Raw genomic sequence first — 16,237 nt, 5'->3', positions numbered from 1 at the left:
AACCATACATTCAGAATATGAAAATAGTAATAGGTATAGACGTAGGCATTAGCACTACAAAAATCGTAGGTATCAACGAGGAAGGCGATGTCGTGTCCCCAATCCGAATACGTGCTACCGATCCCGTCACCTCGCTTTATGGCGCATTCGGAAAGTACCTGCACGACAACCACATCCAGTTACATGATGTAGAGAAAGTCATGCTTACCGGTGTAGGCAGCGCATATATCAACGAGCCGGTGTACGGGCTGCCGACAGACAAGGCTGAAGAATTTCTCGCCGACGGTTTGGGTGCTCGTTACGAAACACATCTCGACCGTATGCTCGTCGTCAGCCTTGGCACTGGCACATCCATTGTGAAGTGCGACGGCGACGACATCAAGCATATCGGCGGTATCGGCATCGGCGGCGGTACGTTGCAGGGCTTGTCGCGCCTGCTACTGAAGACCGACGATATAAAACAGGTGGCAGCGTTGGCAGAAGAGGGCGATCTCTCGCATATCAATGTGCTCATCAAGGATATCTGCACAAACCCTCTGCAGGGGCTTCCGATGGATGCCATTGCCTCATTGTTCGGCAACGCCAAGATGAATGCCTCTCGCGAAGACATAGCCCTCGGACTAATCTGGATGGTGCTGCAGTCAATTTGTAGCGCAACGATTCTCTCGTCGTTGGGCAGCGGCATAAAGGAGTTTGTGATGATAGGCAATCTTACGCTTCTTCCGCAGGTGCGCCATGTCTTCCCCGCAACCGAACGTCTGTACGGCGTAAAGTTCCGCATACCGCGCTATTCCGAATTCTGCACAGCCATTGGTGCAGCCCTGTCTTACCGCAACGTTCAAAGCACAACGCTTTAATACTCAATGTACGGACCTATCCGTTCAATGTCATGGCTGGAGAATTCTTTCATCAGTTTCAGCTCCGATATCGAACGGATATTTCCGCGCAAACGTCTGTAGTCGCTTATAGCGCGAGCCTGATAATAATTCAAGTACGGATGTCGCTTAAGTTGTGACAGCGTCAATTGGTTTATGCGCAATCTACGGATGCTACTCTCGTCAATACTGATGTATTTGACAGCATCCTCTGGGAAACCTTCTATTTCCAACAACTGCTCCTTACTTACAAAACCGCCCAATTGGTTGCGGTACCTTACAATTTGTCGCGAGTAATAGCTGCCGATACCCGGTATCTTCATCAGTTCTGTAGTATCAGCACCATTTATCTCAATGTGTTCTCCAATGCGTATTTTAGGTGTATAGGCTTTATGTTCCATGTTCGGTGCATTTTCGCCATTATCCGATGCGTATCGGCTGCTGCGTTCGTATCCTCGTTTGCGGTTTCTTACTTCTGCCAGCGAACTCGCAGGCAAGTAGTCCGCACCGATACGTATATACGGCTCCAAACGCTTGTAGTCCTTAACAGTCAGTCCATAGACATATGCAAAGTCCTCCTTGCATTGATACACACCGCCCCTCGCCCTGTACTTATATATATTGCGAACCTGCCAAGGACGCAACCCCAATTGAAGAAGTTGCGTACTGTCCGCAGTGTTCGGGTCGAAGTAAAACAACTTCGACCCTTTGTTCGTCTCTTCCACAACATAACCTTGCCCGTCAGCACTCTCATGGCTTTCGTCCTTTACCGTGGCAGTCTCCTTTCTCTCCTCAATCTTGTTGCTGGTGTCATCAGTTAGCGACACCGCACCAAAGAAGATGATTGCAACCAACGCTAAAGAGCATAAGCATATAAAAGTGCGTCTGTCGGCTCTGGTCATATAGAAGAATTCTTTCAGAAACATTGTGGCGTATTATAAATGGGTTAGTCCTCCATCAATTTTCTGTAGCGACCCTTCTTTATTTCTTCATTTCCGAGTCTGCGAGCCTTGTTGATCTCGTAGTCCGAATAACTTCCCTCAAAGAAGAACACCTCGCCGTCACCCTCAAAAGCAAGAATGTGCGTACATATACGGTCAAGGAACCAACGGTCGTGGCTAATCACTACAGCACAACCAGCGAAACCCTCAAGACCCTCCTCCAGAGCACGCAGCGTGTTCACGTCGATATCATTAGTCGGCTCGTCGAGCAACAGCACATTGCCCTCCTGCTTCAGTGCCAACGCCAGCTGCAGACGGTTGCGCTCACCGCCCGAAAGAGTCTCGCAGAGTTTGCTCTGGTCCGTTCCCGCAAAGTTGAAACGCGAGATGTAGGCACGCGCATTCACATCCCTGCCACCCATACGTATCGTCTCGTTACCCTGCGAAATAGTCTCGTACACCGACTTCTTCGGGTCAATATCCTTATGCTGCTGATCCACGTAAGCCAACTTAACAGTCTCTCCAACCTCAAACGTACCGCCGTCAGCATGTTCCAATCCCATAATCATGCGGAAAAGCGTAGTCTTGCCCGCACCATTCGGACCGATAACACCCACGATGCCGTTAGGCGGAAGCATGAAGTTCAAGTCCTTGAACAGCACCTTCTCGCCGAAAGCCTTCTTCACATGCTGCGCCTCAATCACCTTGTTGCCAAGACGCGGACCGTTCGGGATGAATATCTCCAGCTTCTCCTCACGTTCCTTCTGTTCCTCACCGAGCATCTGCTCGTAAGCATTCAGACGAGCCTTGCCCTTAGCCTGACGAGCCTTCGGAGCCATGTGTGCCCATTCCAACTCACGCTCCAATGCCTTGCGACGCTTCGAAGCCTGCTTCTCCTCCTGCATCATTCTCGTAGTCTTCTGCTCCAACCACGACGAGTAGTTGCCATGCCAAGGAATACCCTCACCACGGTCCAACTCCAAAATCCATTCGCTCACATCATCCAAGAAGTAGCGGTCGTGAGTCACAGCGATAACCGTACCCTCATACTGCTGCAAGTGCTGCTCCAACCAGTCGATGCTCTCCGCATCCAAATGGTTCGTCGGCTCATCCAGCAACAGCACATCCGGCTTCTGCAGCAGCAGACGGCACAGAGCCACACGGCGACGCTCGCCACCCGAGAGATGCGTAACCGGCAAGTCGCCCTTCGGGCAACGCAGCGCAGCCATCGCGCGGTCCAGCTTCGAGTCCATGTTCCATGCGTCCGTCGCGTCAATGATGTCCTGCACCTCCGACTGGCGCTGCATCAGCTTGTCCATCTTCTCCGGATCACCATAGTACTCCTCCAGGCCAAACTTCTCGTTTATCTCCTCATACTCCTTCAGAGCATCATACGCCTGCTGCACCCCCTCCATAACGTTCTCCTTCACCGTCTTCGCCTCATTCAGCGGTGGGTCTTGCGGCAGATAACCGACCGAGTAGCCCGGACTCCACACCACTTCGCCCTGAGTAGGTTGGTCCAGTCCGGCTATAATCTTCATCAATGTCGACTTACCTGCACCATTCAAACCGATGATACCTATTTTTGCACCATAGAAGAACGAGAGATAAATGTCCTTCAATATCTGTTTACGATTCTGCGGGATGATCTTCGACACCCCAACCATAGAGAAAATAATTTTCTTGTCGTCTACTGTTGCCATTTTATATAAATAGTTTTTTATCTGTGATTAAATTAAAAGTTATCGAAATATCCCTTTGTGAACATATCGTAGGATAAAGCCTCAAGTTCTTTTAGCGTCATATGCTCTATAGCATGTTCTATTTTACGAATTATTTCTTCGCGCTTATAGTCGCTATCGTCATTAAGAGAATGTTGAAAATGACTCATTGTGATAAATAAGATTTAAGATTTCTTTTTGCAAATTTAAAAAATATATCCGACAAATCAGCGTCTTTTTATTAAATATATGTGTGACACACAATCTGCAAACCCAAAATCATAAACTTTTATATGAAACCCAATAAAATATTACAAAAAAGCATTGTGTTTGAAAAAAAAATATTACCTTTGCAGTCGATTTGGAGGTTCCGTAGCTCAGTTGGATTAGAGCAACAGCCTTCTAAGCTGTGGGTCTTGGGTTCGAACCCCAACGGAATCACTTTGTGACCCCATGCGGGTCACATCGGAACAAAACAACGTCAAAGAGGATTCTACTTCGGTAGTATCCTCTTTGTTGCTTATATACAGTTAGTTACGAGCGAGTAGCTTGGAATTCAGACAGTTATTTAGAGGACGAGCGTAATGTCTAATTAACGCAGCGGATTTGAACCTGGTGCTTTGATGATGACATAACGGGACACAACGATACATAAATGTGTGACACTTTGTGTGACACTTTTCTGAAATGTGTGACACTTTCTAAAAACGTGTGACACTTTCAGCCACTAAATAGCTGGAATTGGCAAGATAGCCAATTAAAAATTGTTAAACTCCCATTATTCTCATCTCCTCCACTTATTTGTCCGCTGTACTAAAACCTACTTTAACGATGAAGAAGGAATTGGTAGAGGTCGTCTTCGACCGTAGAAAAAACTCCGAGAAGAGGGGTTACGGATTTTTGGAAGTGCAAGTTTATCTTGGACGTGCCACTCGTAAATACATTATGATTGGCAAGTATTCACCCAACGACTGGCAAGCAGCAGCAGCTTCGCCCGAAACACAAGCTCTGGTAGCAAAGTGTAAGAAAATCATTGCTGCGATGGACGTTCTTGATGAAGAGCGAACCTACGACAATTTCATGTATCACTTCAATGGCGAAGACAAGAAGCCTAAGGTGGAAGTAAAGGAGGAGCAGCCAAAAGAGCCGGAGAAAAGTGGAAAGAGCTTTCTCGACTTTATGGAGGAAGCTCTCGCCAATGAAGATTTGCGCGAAGGTACACGCAAGCACAAGATTTGTGCCATTGAAACCGTGCGCACATTCGGTAAACTCAACACCTATGGCGACTTGACTCCGAAGAACATCATCGCCTTTGACAACTGGCTGCATGATGGCACCCGTACCGATGTGACGTGTTACGGCTACCACAAGAAAATCCACAAGTGGGTTCGCCAGCTTTATCAGATGGGCGAAATTCCACAGGATCCTTATCAAGTGGTGACGTTGAAGCGAGGCAAGTGCCGTGAACGTGAACCGCTCACCGAACTTGAACTGAAGCTCATGCGCAACTACAAGTTCGAGGGCAAACTTGCCAGGGTGCGCGACCTCTTCATCTTCGCTGCCTACACCGGTCTGTCGTTCTGCGACACACAGACCTTCGACTTCGAGAGCATGACGAAGAAGGAAGGCAAGATGTACTACATCGATGGTAGCCGTATCAAGACCGATACGAAGTTCTTCACGCCTATCCTCTCTCCTGCGATGAAGGTGCTTGAGAAGTACGACTACCAACTGCCTAAGATAAGCAACCAGAAAGCCAACGACTACCTTCATGTGATACAGATGGAGCTGCACTTCAGGCAGAAGTTGACTTTCCACGTGGCGAGTCACAACAAAATCTTTTATTGATTGAATATCAGTAAGTTAAGTACTTTAAAGAATGTTACTGCTAACGATTTAGAAACGAGCTATATTCTTTTTCTTTCACAACCTTGCAATATACAAAGAACGCCTCAATTCGGGGGCAAAGATACGATATTTTTCTTAATATCCCATAATTTACAAGAAGAGAAATATGGAAATTAGGACTTTTTTACATGAAATCTCAAACTTGTGAACATAACCCCATCGTAAAATGAATAGCAAGTATTCCTGCTGATTTTATCACATCAGGGAGCATTGTTGTTGATGACGACTCTACCATCAGCTCATATATACCTTTCCGACACAAGCATATAGTGTTTTCATTTGTACCCCGAGTGTGTACAGTTTCAAACCATGATTCACATTCTAACATAAGAAACTGAATCCGTGACCATTTGTGTATTTTTGCCAAACTAACTCCAGTACATACAACAGATGTAAAAGATTTCTGCAAAATCGACCGAAATCATAAAAAAAAACACCAAACCAGCAAATTTCTTAAAGATTATATCCGTTTATTAAGATTATTTTTGTATATTTGCAGCATTAGTTTGGTGGTAAAGCCTATTGGCCAGCCACGTGACAATAGGACTTTACGGAGCAAGCCTATATCACAATTCTTCTCCGTAGTAACAGTCCGTTCTCTCTCATTGGTCTCTCCCTGCGCGGCAGAGGCATACGTTTTTATATTTTTCAAACACTCCAAATTGACAGCGCATGAGAAAGTTTACTTCTTTGTTACTGTTAGGCTTCGCTCTCGGCAGTTTCGCGCAAACGCCCGGAGGAGTCAGCGGAAGCGAACTATGGTTCAAGACTGCGCCTTTGAACTCAGACCTGCAAGGTTATTACTGTTGGCAGGATTTCTCTGGGGATTCCATACGGCTGATGCTATTGGACAGCCGTGGCGTCAAGTCTGAACTTACTCTTCCGAACAGTTCAGTCCATTACTTCAACTTCAATCCGAGTCTCTGGCTCGCAGACGGATTTCGTAGTCTGAGTGCCAAACTCAAACACGGCAACCTCTCGCAGGCTACCGTCATCGGTGTCTTTGCACCGGAACTGGCAACCATCGGCAAGGATATGGTTGTCTATGCTCTTGACGGCCGCAAGGGCGACGGAGCCATTCTGAGCAAGGACAAAGCCGTAAGGGGTAGAGGCGTTGAACCACTGGACTATGGTTCAGCATCGGGTGAAGACCTGCTTTATCAATCAAGCGATTCTTTGTCCGAGAACGGTTTTAAGGAAAGCGCTCTGCGCGTTGTGTCCTACTTCAAGGTAAGCAATCCTTCAACAACATTGTGGGGAGACAACTCCAACACCACCTTATTCATAGGAACACCTTCCACCTCGGGCAGTTTCGGTACGGATATCCCGACCTCGCTCTTCGGTAATGCTTCCATCCGGGGATATGCCCCTGAACTTATTGTTTTCAGCAGGATGCTTACACCCGATGAGCGCAGAAAAGTGGAGAGCTATCTGGCGGTAAAGTACGGCATCACCCTCAAAGGCTCGTATCTTGACAGCGACGGAAACCTGACTTGGGATATGGCGGAGAACCAAGCCTACCACCATAGGGTCACAGCTGTTGGAACAGACATGGCAGGAAGTCTCTCCCAACCGCTTTCCGCAACATCATATGAGGAAAGTCCGGTATATTCGGCCTTGAAGGAGAACGGAACTTATCATGACGCAAATCCATACAACCTTTCATCCGCTTCCCGTCTGCTTGTCATGGGACGTGAAAACGGCAATCCGATGCCGGACAGAGGCTTTACTTTCTGGGGCGACGATGATGTGGCACTTGCAACATATACCTCACCTACAGATTCCCTGTGGCATGTCATGAAACGTACATGGATGGTCAAGACCAACGTGCCGTCAAAGCCCGACAGTACAGTGGCAAGATGGACTGCGCAAGGACTTGAAGTGTCAAGGAATGGCTTTACTGACAATATCATCCAAGAGAAAGCCGTTTCCGGAGCTTATGCCACGACCCCAGCCCTTGTTGGAGGTGGCGGTGCTTTTGAGTTCACCTGTCCGACAAGTCACCCGACTTTTGACGTTGGCTTCGGAAGCATCGGTGGCAGCACATGCAAGTATGGATTCCGGTTCACCAATGCTGGAGTTGTTTATCCGATCATCAACGGAGCGGTCTCAAATTCATACATCGCCACGGATGTTGACGGAACGGACATCTCTATCCGCAAGGAAGGCAAAAACATCTATCTGCGTGTTGACGGAACAGGAAGTGCGACAAGAACCATATCCCTTTCGGATGCAACTGACACAGACACAAATGTGGGCATTATCCGAACGGAAGGAGCAGAGTCCGCCTTGAATATGGCAGGCTTGAGGACAGGAGGAATAGATGATGTCGGTTATATGGCAGAGCTGAGCTATGACCTCACACCGGACAGGGAGTTCTCGGACTATTGCCGCAAGCGTACCGTCATGCTCATAGACCCAAGCGGTGAAGGTGATTTCGACATCAACAGCAATAGCAACATAAGATGCTCCAAGCCTGATATGACAAGGGGCAAGACCATATTCCGCAATATCCTATGGGATGCAGACGGAAGCGGAAGCGATGTGTTCACATTCGCCTATTATGACGGCATTTCCTATGATGCCACTCCTACGCCGTCAAGTTGCGAGAATGGAGTTCCACGCAATGACGGGTATATCGACATCGGCATCAACATCGGTACACCAGTCTATTCCTATGTGCTCAGCGTTGACACCGTTGCAGGAAAAGTAAAAGGAGAAACCATTGCCAGAGGAACATTCTTCGGTGACACGCATAGAATCACGAATCTTGCCCCCGGCGCCTATGCGCTGTCCGTATCACAAGGTGGAGGCAACGAGATTTATGCCACTGGCAACGCACTCTACACCTCATACTCGCATGACACCAGGACCTATCTGTCTGGCGACATCTCATGGACGGTGAACGATACAAAATCAAACTACCGTGTGGGATTGGAGCCAAGCCTCACGGACGAGATCACCCAATATGGCTTCGACGTGCGGGGCGACAAGGCGCATATCATAACCGGTGGATATACAAGCCTAACCAAATATGTCACCATCAAGCCTGGCGATGTGCTCAGTGTTACAGTCCGCAATATGCAGGTCACATACAAGTTGAACGGACAGACCATGCATCATGAATATGTCTGGTCACTTCGTGCATGGCGGTTCTGCATCAAGTACGGAAAGGGCGAGACGCATATCACCGACCTTACCGTAAACGGTACGCCTGTAACCTCATTCACCACAAGGGGCAACGTGCAGATAGAAACACCCAAGAAGTGTACGACAACGATGACCGTCTATGTCGGCAGCGAGTGTGATGCAAGTATGCCTAACGGAACACAGGCAAGGGAGAGCCATGTGGGCAGCTCGGACAGACAGGCTGACAACTCCTTCATTTCTGGAGAAGACGAGGATTTCACTGTCAATGGCAACGGTTCTACGACAGGCATCTACGAGGCTAAACTCACACAGGACAAGCCTTCTGCAGCCACATTGATGGTGTTTGACGTATCAGGCAAACTGGTAGTGTCACGCCAAATGACAGGCGAAAGCGTCAAGCAGGCCGACTTCAAGGTTCCCGCATCGGGTGTGTATGTCGTGAAGGCAATCTCCGAGAATGGGGAGCATACAAGGAAAATCTCAGTAAAGTAACTTAAAGGAAGATACGCATGAAGAATTATATACAGAAGGTGGCGTGGGCATTGGTTTTACTGCTTGCCGCCACACTGTCCCTTTCGGCAAAGGACGGGACAGCCGTGAGAAAGCTCTTCAAGAAGGGTGTCTCTGACAGTATCTCCGTAGGAGGTAGCAAACTGGTCGTTCTTCAGAAAGACCTCATTCGGAACAGAAGCCTTTCCGTGAACTCTATCGGAGAGGAGAATGTCCCTGAGCTTGACTTTGCCATGACCAATGTCACGGCAGGAGGACATGGCTACCGTTTTCTCCCTCACGGAACACACTTCACAGGCGAGGGCGCGACTGTCAAGATAAAGTATGACCGCACGAGGATACCAAGCGGCTATACCGAGGACGACATCCGTACCTATTACTACGACCCGGCCGAGAAGCATTGGGTTGCGTTGGAGCGTGTGCGTGTGGACAAGAAGGAAGAGTGTGTCGTTTCAAAGACGACCCACTTCACCGACATGATCAACGGTGTGATACAGGCACCGGAGTCTCCGCAGACCGAAGGCTTTGCCCCGACGATGATGAACGACATCAAGGCGGCAGACCCTACGGCGAAGCTCAATGTCATTGCGCCTCCAAGCGCAAACAACCGTGGCTCTGCCAACCTGCAGTATCCGTTCGAGATGCCGCCAGCACGAAACGGTATGCAGCCAAGCCTTGGTTTGCAGTACAGCAGCGAGGGCGGTAGCGGTTGGCTTGGCGAGGGTTGGAACGTCAGCGTGCCAAGCATTACGCTTGACACCCGGTGGGGCGTGCCTCGTTATGACCTGTCAAAAGAGACGGAGACTTATCTCTTGTCCGGTTCAATGCTCTCCACCATGGACGACAACGGACAGATGGGAGTCGCACACCGTGGCGAGAAGATGAACAGAAAGGCGGACCGCCAGTTCTACACCCGCCAAGGCGGTGATTTCAACCGTATCATCCGCAAGGGTGACAGTCCTGCCAACTATTATTGGGAGGTTACAGACAAGCAGGGTGTCAAGTACATCTATGGTGGTGACGGAGCTGTTGTAAAGGGCAATGTCACCGATGCTTCGGGCAATACCCGTGAGGTGATTGCCGAATGGAAGCTGAAACGTGTCGAGGAACTCCACGGTGACTATATAGAATATGTGTATGACATCGTGGATGAGGATGTGCGTGGCGGCTTGAAGGCCAAGGCTGCATATCTGAAGGAGGTTCACGCAGGTAATGCAGGACAGGAACCGCACACCGTTGTACTCTTTGATGGCAACAAGGTAAAGCAGGTAAAGACCAACAATGCCCGTTATGGATTCCTCGCCTCCTCCAACAGGCTGTTGGAGAAAGTGACCGTGAATTTCCAGGGCGAGACATTGCGCAGCTATGCCTTTGACTACAAGGAAGGTGCATTCCACAAGGAAATGCTCACAGGTGTCAGACAGTATGACAACACCGGAAAGGAAGTGGCTTTCCAGAACTTCGACTATTATGATGATGTGCAGGCAGACAAGGGTTATGTTCCTTTCAAGGACGATTCCGAGAAATGGAACACGCACGATGATGGACTTGACGCTGGTTTTGTCAATCCATTGAAGACTGTCAGCAAGCGCTTCAGCGACAAGCCAACTGCACTTGGCGGAACGACAAGTTCTTCTGTAAGCGGTTCGTTCTATGCAGGTGTGGGACCTTGGGACGGAAGCAAATGGAAAAGCAATACAATAGGAGGTTCTTACAGCTACTCCAGCGATACCAGCAAGGGACTTTCCGCATTCGTTGACTTGAACGGTGACGGACTTCCTGACAAGGTATACAAGTCTGGTGGTTCCGTATATTATCGTCCACAGGTCAAGACTGACAACGGAGAAGTAGTATATGGTGAGCCTGTCAAGGTAAAGGGTATCAGTAACTTCTCGACAACCAAAAGTTCTACGAACTCTTTCGGTGCGAAAGCCGTTGTCGGTTGGAATGTTCTGACTGCCGTTGTCGGAACGGACAAGTCAACCACTAAGACAAAGACCACTCAGTATTTCAGCGACATCAACGGTGACGGACTTGTTGACCTCGTTTCCAATGGCAAGGTATATTTCAACCATTTGGAGTTTGATCAGTCTGGCAATGCCGTGCCTACGTTTACATTGAGCAGTGCCGACACGCCAAGCCCAATTATCTATGGTGGCAAGGTTGACACTTCTGTCATGGAGGTCAGTAAGGATGAGCAGGCGGAAGCCATCAAGAACTCACCGATGGAGGATATTGTGCGTGTATGGCAGGCTCCTAAGGACGGAACTGTCAGCGTAACTGGTCAAGTAAGCCTCATTGCACCAACAGATGACTATGATGCTGACGAGTATCAGAAGGCAGACGGCGTAAGAATTGCCATCCAAAAGGGAGGCAATGAACTTTGGAACAAGACGATAGCCAAGGGTGACAACAGTCCATACAGCGCAGCCGTATCATCTGTTGCCGTCAAGCGTGGTGACAGAATCTATTTCCGTGTCCAGTCTGGCTCTGAGGAAACAAGCAACGGTTCTTTTGACAAGGTGAGCTGGTCGCCTACCATTACATACGCTGGCGAGTCAAATATCTTGCCTAACGGGCTTTCTTCAACAGAGTACAAGCCTGAGGATGGTGCCATCTATGATGTGAACACCTCTGCCAATGTGGAGAATGGTTCAAGCGTGGAAGTTCGCAGTGCCTTCCACAAGCCTGTAACAACCGACGATGTTGTTCTCTGCATCATCGGCAGCAATGAAAAGAAAGACAGTGACGGAAACGACAACCCGAACTATATCGAGAAGACTGTCTTTGCTCGTACATTGAAGGCTAATGAGGCTTTTGGTGGCGATTCTCTCAACATCAGTCTGGAGAATACAGAAAAGCTGACCAACTTCAGCTTTGAGATTTCATCTACCTCAAATGTTGATTGGAAGAATATCGGTTGGCAAGCGTCTGTAACTTACAAGGATTCTGCCAATGTTGAGCAGACCATGGCAGTTCCTGCACATTACAAGATATTCGCCAATGCCTTGAAGGAGGGTAAGCCATATCTAACCACAGCGGCAGACACTGCTTTGGTAGTATCTCCTGTACTCGCACTTTCTGACAATGCCCTCAATGGTGAGGTGGTATTGACGGCAAAGACTGTTGATGCCCTTGTCGGCAAGAAGATATTCAAGATACAGAACGGTATTTTACAGAGCGATACCTTACGCCTTTCAAACTTTGGCGGAAAGAAGATTTGGTTTGAATACAGTTATCCTTCAACCATTTCTGACGGAGCGTTGACCTCTGCTTCTGTTTCTGTTCAGAAAGATGCTGCGGGACTTGTTGTTGAAAGTGTTCCTGCTGGATTCTATGCAGAAAGCGATAACAATGGCTTCGGTATGCTCTACCGAGGTTGGGGCGGCTTTGTCTATAATGCGGCAGAGGGCAGATACGCCAAGCCTATTGACGAGTCATTGCTGAAATTGCCAGAGAACGAGGACGACAAGGTTGATCCGCTCACGATGGCATTCACCCCATTGGGTACCGACCAGACCTCCATGGACAAGTGGGTCGGTCAGCGACAGGACATCTATCTTACTGCAACCGAGGCAAGTACAGCCCGACTGACCGAGCAGGATGTTCTTCTCTCCAATCCGTTGGAGAACGATACCGAGGTAGCAGGACTTGCAGGTGAGTATTTGCAAGGTACTGGTGCTGCGGCAGTAAGCCAAGTGATGTCCAGCAAGAGCACGGTAGTGCAAGGCGGTGCGCTTGGTATCACACACAACGATGCGAGCGGTAATGCCAAGACAGAGGTCACCATGATGGACATGAATGGTGACGGATTCCCTGACATCATCGCTGGTGGTACGATTCAATACACCAACTCTCTTGGTGGACTGAGCGGCGAAATCTATAAGGGCATCGGCTCCAGCAACTCCGACAATGCTTCACAGGCATGGGGATATGGCGGCAACCCTGTGGCTTCAGCGTCAAGCATCACAAATCTAATCTCCAAGGGCAAAGCAACCATACTGAACCAGCAGACTGCATGGCTGGCTCAATTCTCCATTTCTGGCAGTGCGCCAAAGAATACGGATGAGGCAGTTGAATCTTTCATTGACATCAATGGCGATGGACTTCCCGACAAGATTCTTTCAGACAAGAAAGTAAAACTGAATCTTGGCTATGCTTTCACTGAGCCTATAGATTGGGAACTTGACCGTGTTCAAGACGGTAAGAGTCTTTCTTATAATATTGGTGCAAGTGGTAATACTCCTGAGGCAGGTTGGGGTAAATTTCAAGATGAAAAGTATAAGGATATAAACAAGGCTTCTGGTAGTTTCTCAGCAGGTTTCGGTATCGTAACCTCTGAAAGTGAAGAGGAATACAACCTTATCGACATCAACTCTGACGGTCTTCCTGATAAGGTATGGAAGGATGGTGACGGTATAACTGTTGCCCTCAATACAGGCAATGGCTTTGACGAGCCTATCAGTTGGAAGGGTGCAAGTGCGCTTAGTGAATCTGCCTCTACATCAGAGTCTGCAAATGCAGCGTTCACTTTGACCATCAACATTCCTGTCATAAGCATCAAGATTTCAACCAACCCTGGTGCATCAACCTCGCACAGTATCAATCGTCCTACCTACTCTTTGCAGGATGTTGATGGTGACGGTTATCTTGACATCGTTGAGTCTGAGAAGGAAAGCGAGTTGAAGGTTACACGCTCTGCCATTGGCAGAACAAACATGTTGAAGTCTGTCACCAATTCCTTGGGCGGTACTTTCACGCTCGACTATGCGCATACCACTCCTACCTACGGACTTCCTGGTGGCAAGTGGGTAATGGCTGCCCTTACCGTTGATGATGGTATCCATGACGATGGACCTGTCATGACTACCGCCTTTGAGTATAAGGACGGCAAGCGTGACCGCCATGAACGTGAGTTCCTCGGTTTCGGTGAGGTCATCACCAAGAACCTTGACACGGAGAAAGGCAATTCTGTTTACAGACAGGCTGTTGAGAACTACGATGTTGCCAACTACTACACGCAGGGCAATGTTACCGCCACATCCGTAGAGGATGCCAACGGCAACAAGTACACCGAGACAAAGAACCGTTACGACAGCTACTATCTGACTGCCGACGGTGACAAGTACACGTTCGCAAAGCGTGACGTGAACCTTTGGAGCGACCGTGCCTCTGCATTCGTCCCTCTCCGCTATACGGCAAACTTGCAGTATGAGGGTGCTGCAAACGGTGTGGTTACATCCGAAGCATGGAATGAATACTACCTCAATGGCTATCATGGTGAGTTGAAGTCCTACAAGTACAGCGACAAGGGAAGCCTTGGCGAGGACGGAAACGGAAAGTTTGACTATGCAACCGCCATTAAATACACGGACAATGCAAGCAAGCACATCTTCGGACTTCCTGTTGATGTTACTGTTACAGGCGGTGACGGCTCACTCTATCACCATGTGACGGCGAAGTATAATACCAACTACGCCAACCACATCACGCAGATTACACAGCAGTTGAATGATGGCGAGGCTGTTACGGATTACAAGTACGACTCTTACGGCAACATCATCCAGAAGACTCTCCCTGCCAACGGCAAGGGACAGCGTATGTGGTACAAGTACCGCTATGAGCCTGAGATGAACATGTATGTTGAGCGCATTGACGATGCGTGGGGCTACCGCAGCGAGCAAGGCAATTTTGACTATCGCTATGGCATTGCCAAGGAGCATCGTGACCTCAACAACTTCTACTATGAGACTGATGTTGACGACCTCGGTCGCATTACTGGCGTGCGTGGTCCAAATGAGTTGGCTACGGGCGTGCCTTATGCCATCGCCTTTGAATATCAGCCTTTGGCTACCTTTGGTGAGAGTGGCATTACCGCACCTGCTTACGCAGTGACCAAGCACTACGACATCCAGCACCCTAACGATGACTTGGAGACCATTACGTTCGTTGACGGTTTCGGAAGAGCCGTGCAGGTGAAGAAGGACGGTGTTGTGACAAGTGCATCCAAGGGGAACTCTGCCAAGGACGAGAACGTGATGATAGTCAGCGGAAGAAACGTGTATGACGCTTTCGGACGTGTGGCAAAGGCATTCTATCCTACAACGGAAGGAACCGGATCGAAGTCCACATTCAGCAAGTCATTTGACAATGTATCTCCAACGGTTACTGTTTATGACGTGCTCGACCGTGCTGCCTCAGTGACATTGCCGGACAACTCTACGACAACTACGGCATATACTGTTGACAACGGCAGTCATGCACTTGTTACAACCGTAACAGACGCACTCCATAATGTGCAGGCTACCCATACCAATGGCAGTGGCAAGACCTTGAAGACCATCCAGAAGAGCGGTCCTGACGGTGAGATTACCACCTCGTTTGAGTATGACGGCATACAGCGCCTTGTTCGTGTCACCGACACGGAGGGCAACGTGACGACCTCCACTTACGACATGGGCGACCGCCGTACAGAGGTGAACCATCCAGCAAGCGGCATCACCAGTTTCACTTACGATGCACTCGGCAATGTGCTGACCAAGCAGACTGCCAATCTTGCAAAGGAAGGCAAGTTCATTACTTACGATTACGACTATCAGCGTCTGACGGGTATCAACTACCCAGATCATCCGGAGAACAACGTGAAGTATTACTACGGTGGTCGCAACGCTTCTCAGAACCGTATCGGCAGATTGATGCTCCGCGAGGATGGAACAGGTGCCATTGAATACTTCTATGGCAAGATGGGCGAGGTGACAAAGACCCGCCGCACGATGATTGTGCCTAATCAGGCGATAGCAACCTATGTGACGCAATGGACTTATGACAGCCACAACCGTCTGTTGGAGATGATTTATCCTGATGAGGAGAAAATCACCTATTCTTACAATCTCGGTGGTCAGCTTGAAAAGGTTCATGGCTACAAGTCATACGGCTACGACTATGTGAGCAAGATCGGCTATGACAAGTTTGAGCAGCGCACATATTTGAAGTATTGCAACGGTGCGGAGACTTTCTACACTTACGACCCACAGCGTCGCAGATTGCAGAACCTCACGGTGAATAGTGGTGGCAACACCATTATGGACAATGCCTATACATACGATGCGGTGAGCAATGTGCTCAGCGTGGT

At 48.8% G+C, this 16,237-nt stretch carries 5 protein-coding genes, 1 tRNA gene and 1 pseudogene; 5 read left to right on the top strand and 2 right to left on the bottom strand.

The features are described 5' to 3' along the window. The first annotated feature begins 17 nt into the window (after positions 1–17). Positions 18–857 (top strand): type II pantothenate kinase, encoded by an 840-nt coding sequence (coaW, locus tag HMPREF0673_RS07075; protein ID WP_007900096.1) that lies wholly within the window; start codon positions 18–20, stop codon positions 855–857. Here the strand turns inward: coaW and HMPREF0673_RS07070 are convergent. Together HMPREF0673_RS07070 and ettA are read right to left on the bottom strand one after the other, a co-directional pair. Further along, the gene (locus HMPREF0673_RS07070; protein ID WP_007900094.1) at positions 854–1,801 is read right to left on the bottom strand and encodes a ComEA family DNA-binding protein; all 948 of its coding nucleotides are present in this window, start codon (positions 1,799–1,801) and stop codon (positions 854–856) included. The genes coaW and HMPREF0673_RS07070 overlap by 4 nt on opposite strands. Positions 1,802–1,821: 20 nt before the next feature. Then, on the bottom strand, positions 1,822–3,519 hold the full coding sequence (gene ettA / locus HMPREF0673_RS07065) for an energy-dependent translational throttle protein EttA (protein ID WP_007900092.1): 1,698 nt from the start codon (positions 3,517–3,519) through the stop codon (positions 1,822–1,824). A gap of 384 nt (positions 3,520–3,903) precedes the next feature. On the opposite strand from ettA, the gene HMPREF0673_RS07060 reads away from it, so the two are divergent. The 4 genes and pseudogenes from HMPREF0673_RS07060 to HMPREF0673_RS14530 form a co-directional block, all read left to right on the top strand. After that, positions 3,904–3,978, top strand: a tRNA-Arg gene (locus HMPREF0673_RS07060). A gap of 390 nt (positions 3,979–4,368) precedes the next feature. Beyond that, a complete protein-coding gene (locus HMPREF0673_RS07055) occupies positions 4,369–5,385 on the top strand; it encodes a phage integrase SAM-like domain-containing protein (RefSeq protein WP_007900089.1) in 1,017 nt (338 codons plus the stop codon). Between the two features lie 732 nt (positions 5,386–6,117). Then, positions 6,118–9,087 (top strand): T9SS type A sorting domain-containing protein, encoded by a 2,970-nt coding sequence (locus tag HMPREF0673_RS07045; RefSeq protein WP_007900085.1) that lies wholly within the window; start codon positions 6,118–6,120, stop codon positions 9,085–9,087. A gap of 95 nt (positions 9,088–9,182) precedes the next feature. Further along, positions 9,183–16,237: pseudogene (locus HMPREF0673_RS14530) on the top strand (SpvB/TcaC N-terminal domain-containing protein); the annotation flags it as partial.

The sequence above is a fragment of the Leyella stercorea DSM 18206 genome (genome assembly GCF_000235885.1).
Classification (GTDB): domain Bacteria; phylum Bacteroidota; class Bacteroidia; order Bacteroidales; family Bacteroidaceae; genus Prevotella; species Prevotella stercorea.
The sequence above is the reverse complement of the archived record's forward strand: the minus strand, read 5'-3'. Positions and strand labels throughout refer to the sequence as shown.

Excerpts from the sequence above, each read along its gene's own strand:
- HMPREF0673_RS07055 (WP_007900089.1), top strand. The coding sequence starts at position 4,369 with ATGAAGAAGGAATTGGTAGAGGTCGTCTTCGACCGTAGAAAAAACTCC.
- coaW (WP_007900096.1), top strand. The coding sequence starts at position 18 with ATGAAAATAGTAATAGGTATAGACGTAGGCATTAGCACTACAAAAATC.
- HMPREF0673_RS07070 (WP_007900094.1), bottom strand. The coding sequence starts at position 1,801 with ATGTTTCTGAAAGAATTCTTCTATATGACCAGAGCCGACAGACGCACT.
- HMPREF0673_RS07045 (WP_007900085.1), top strand. The coding sequence starts at position 6,118 with ATGAGAAAGTTTACTTCTTTGTTACTGTTAGGCTTCGCTCTCGGCAGT.
- ettA (WP_007900092.1), bottom strand. The coding sequence starts at position 3,519 with ATGGCAACAGTAGACGACAAGAAAATTATTTTCTCTATGGTTGGGGTG.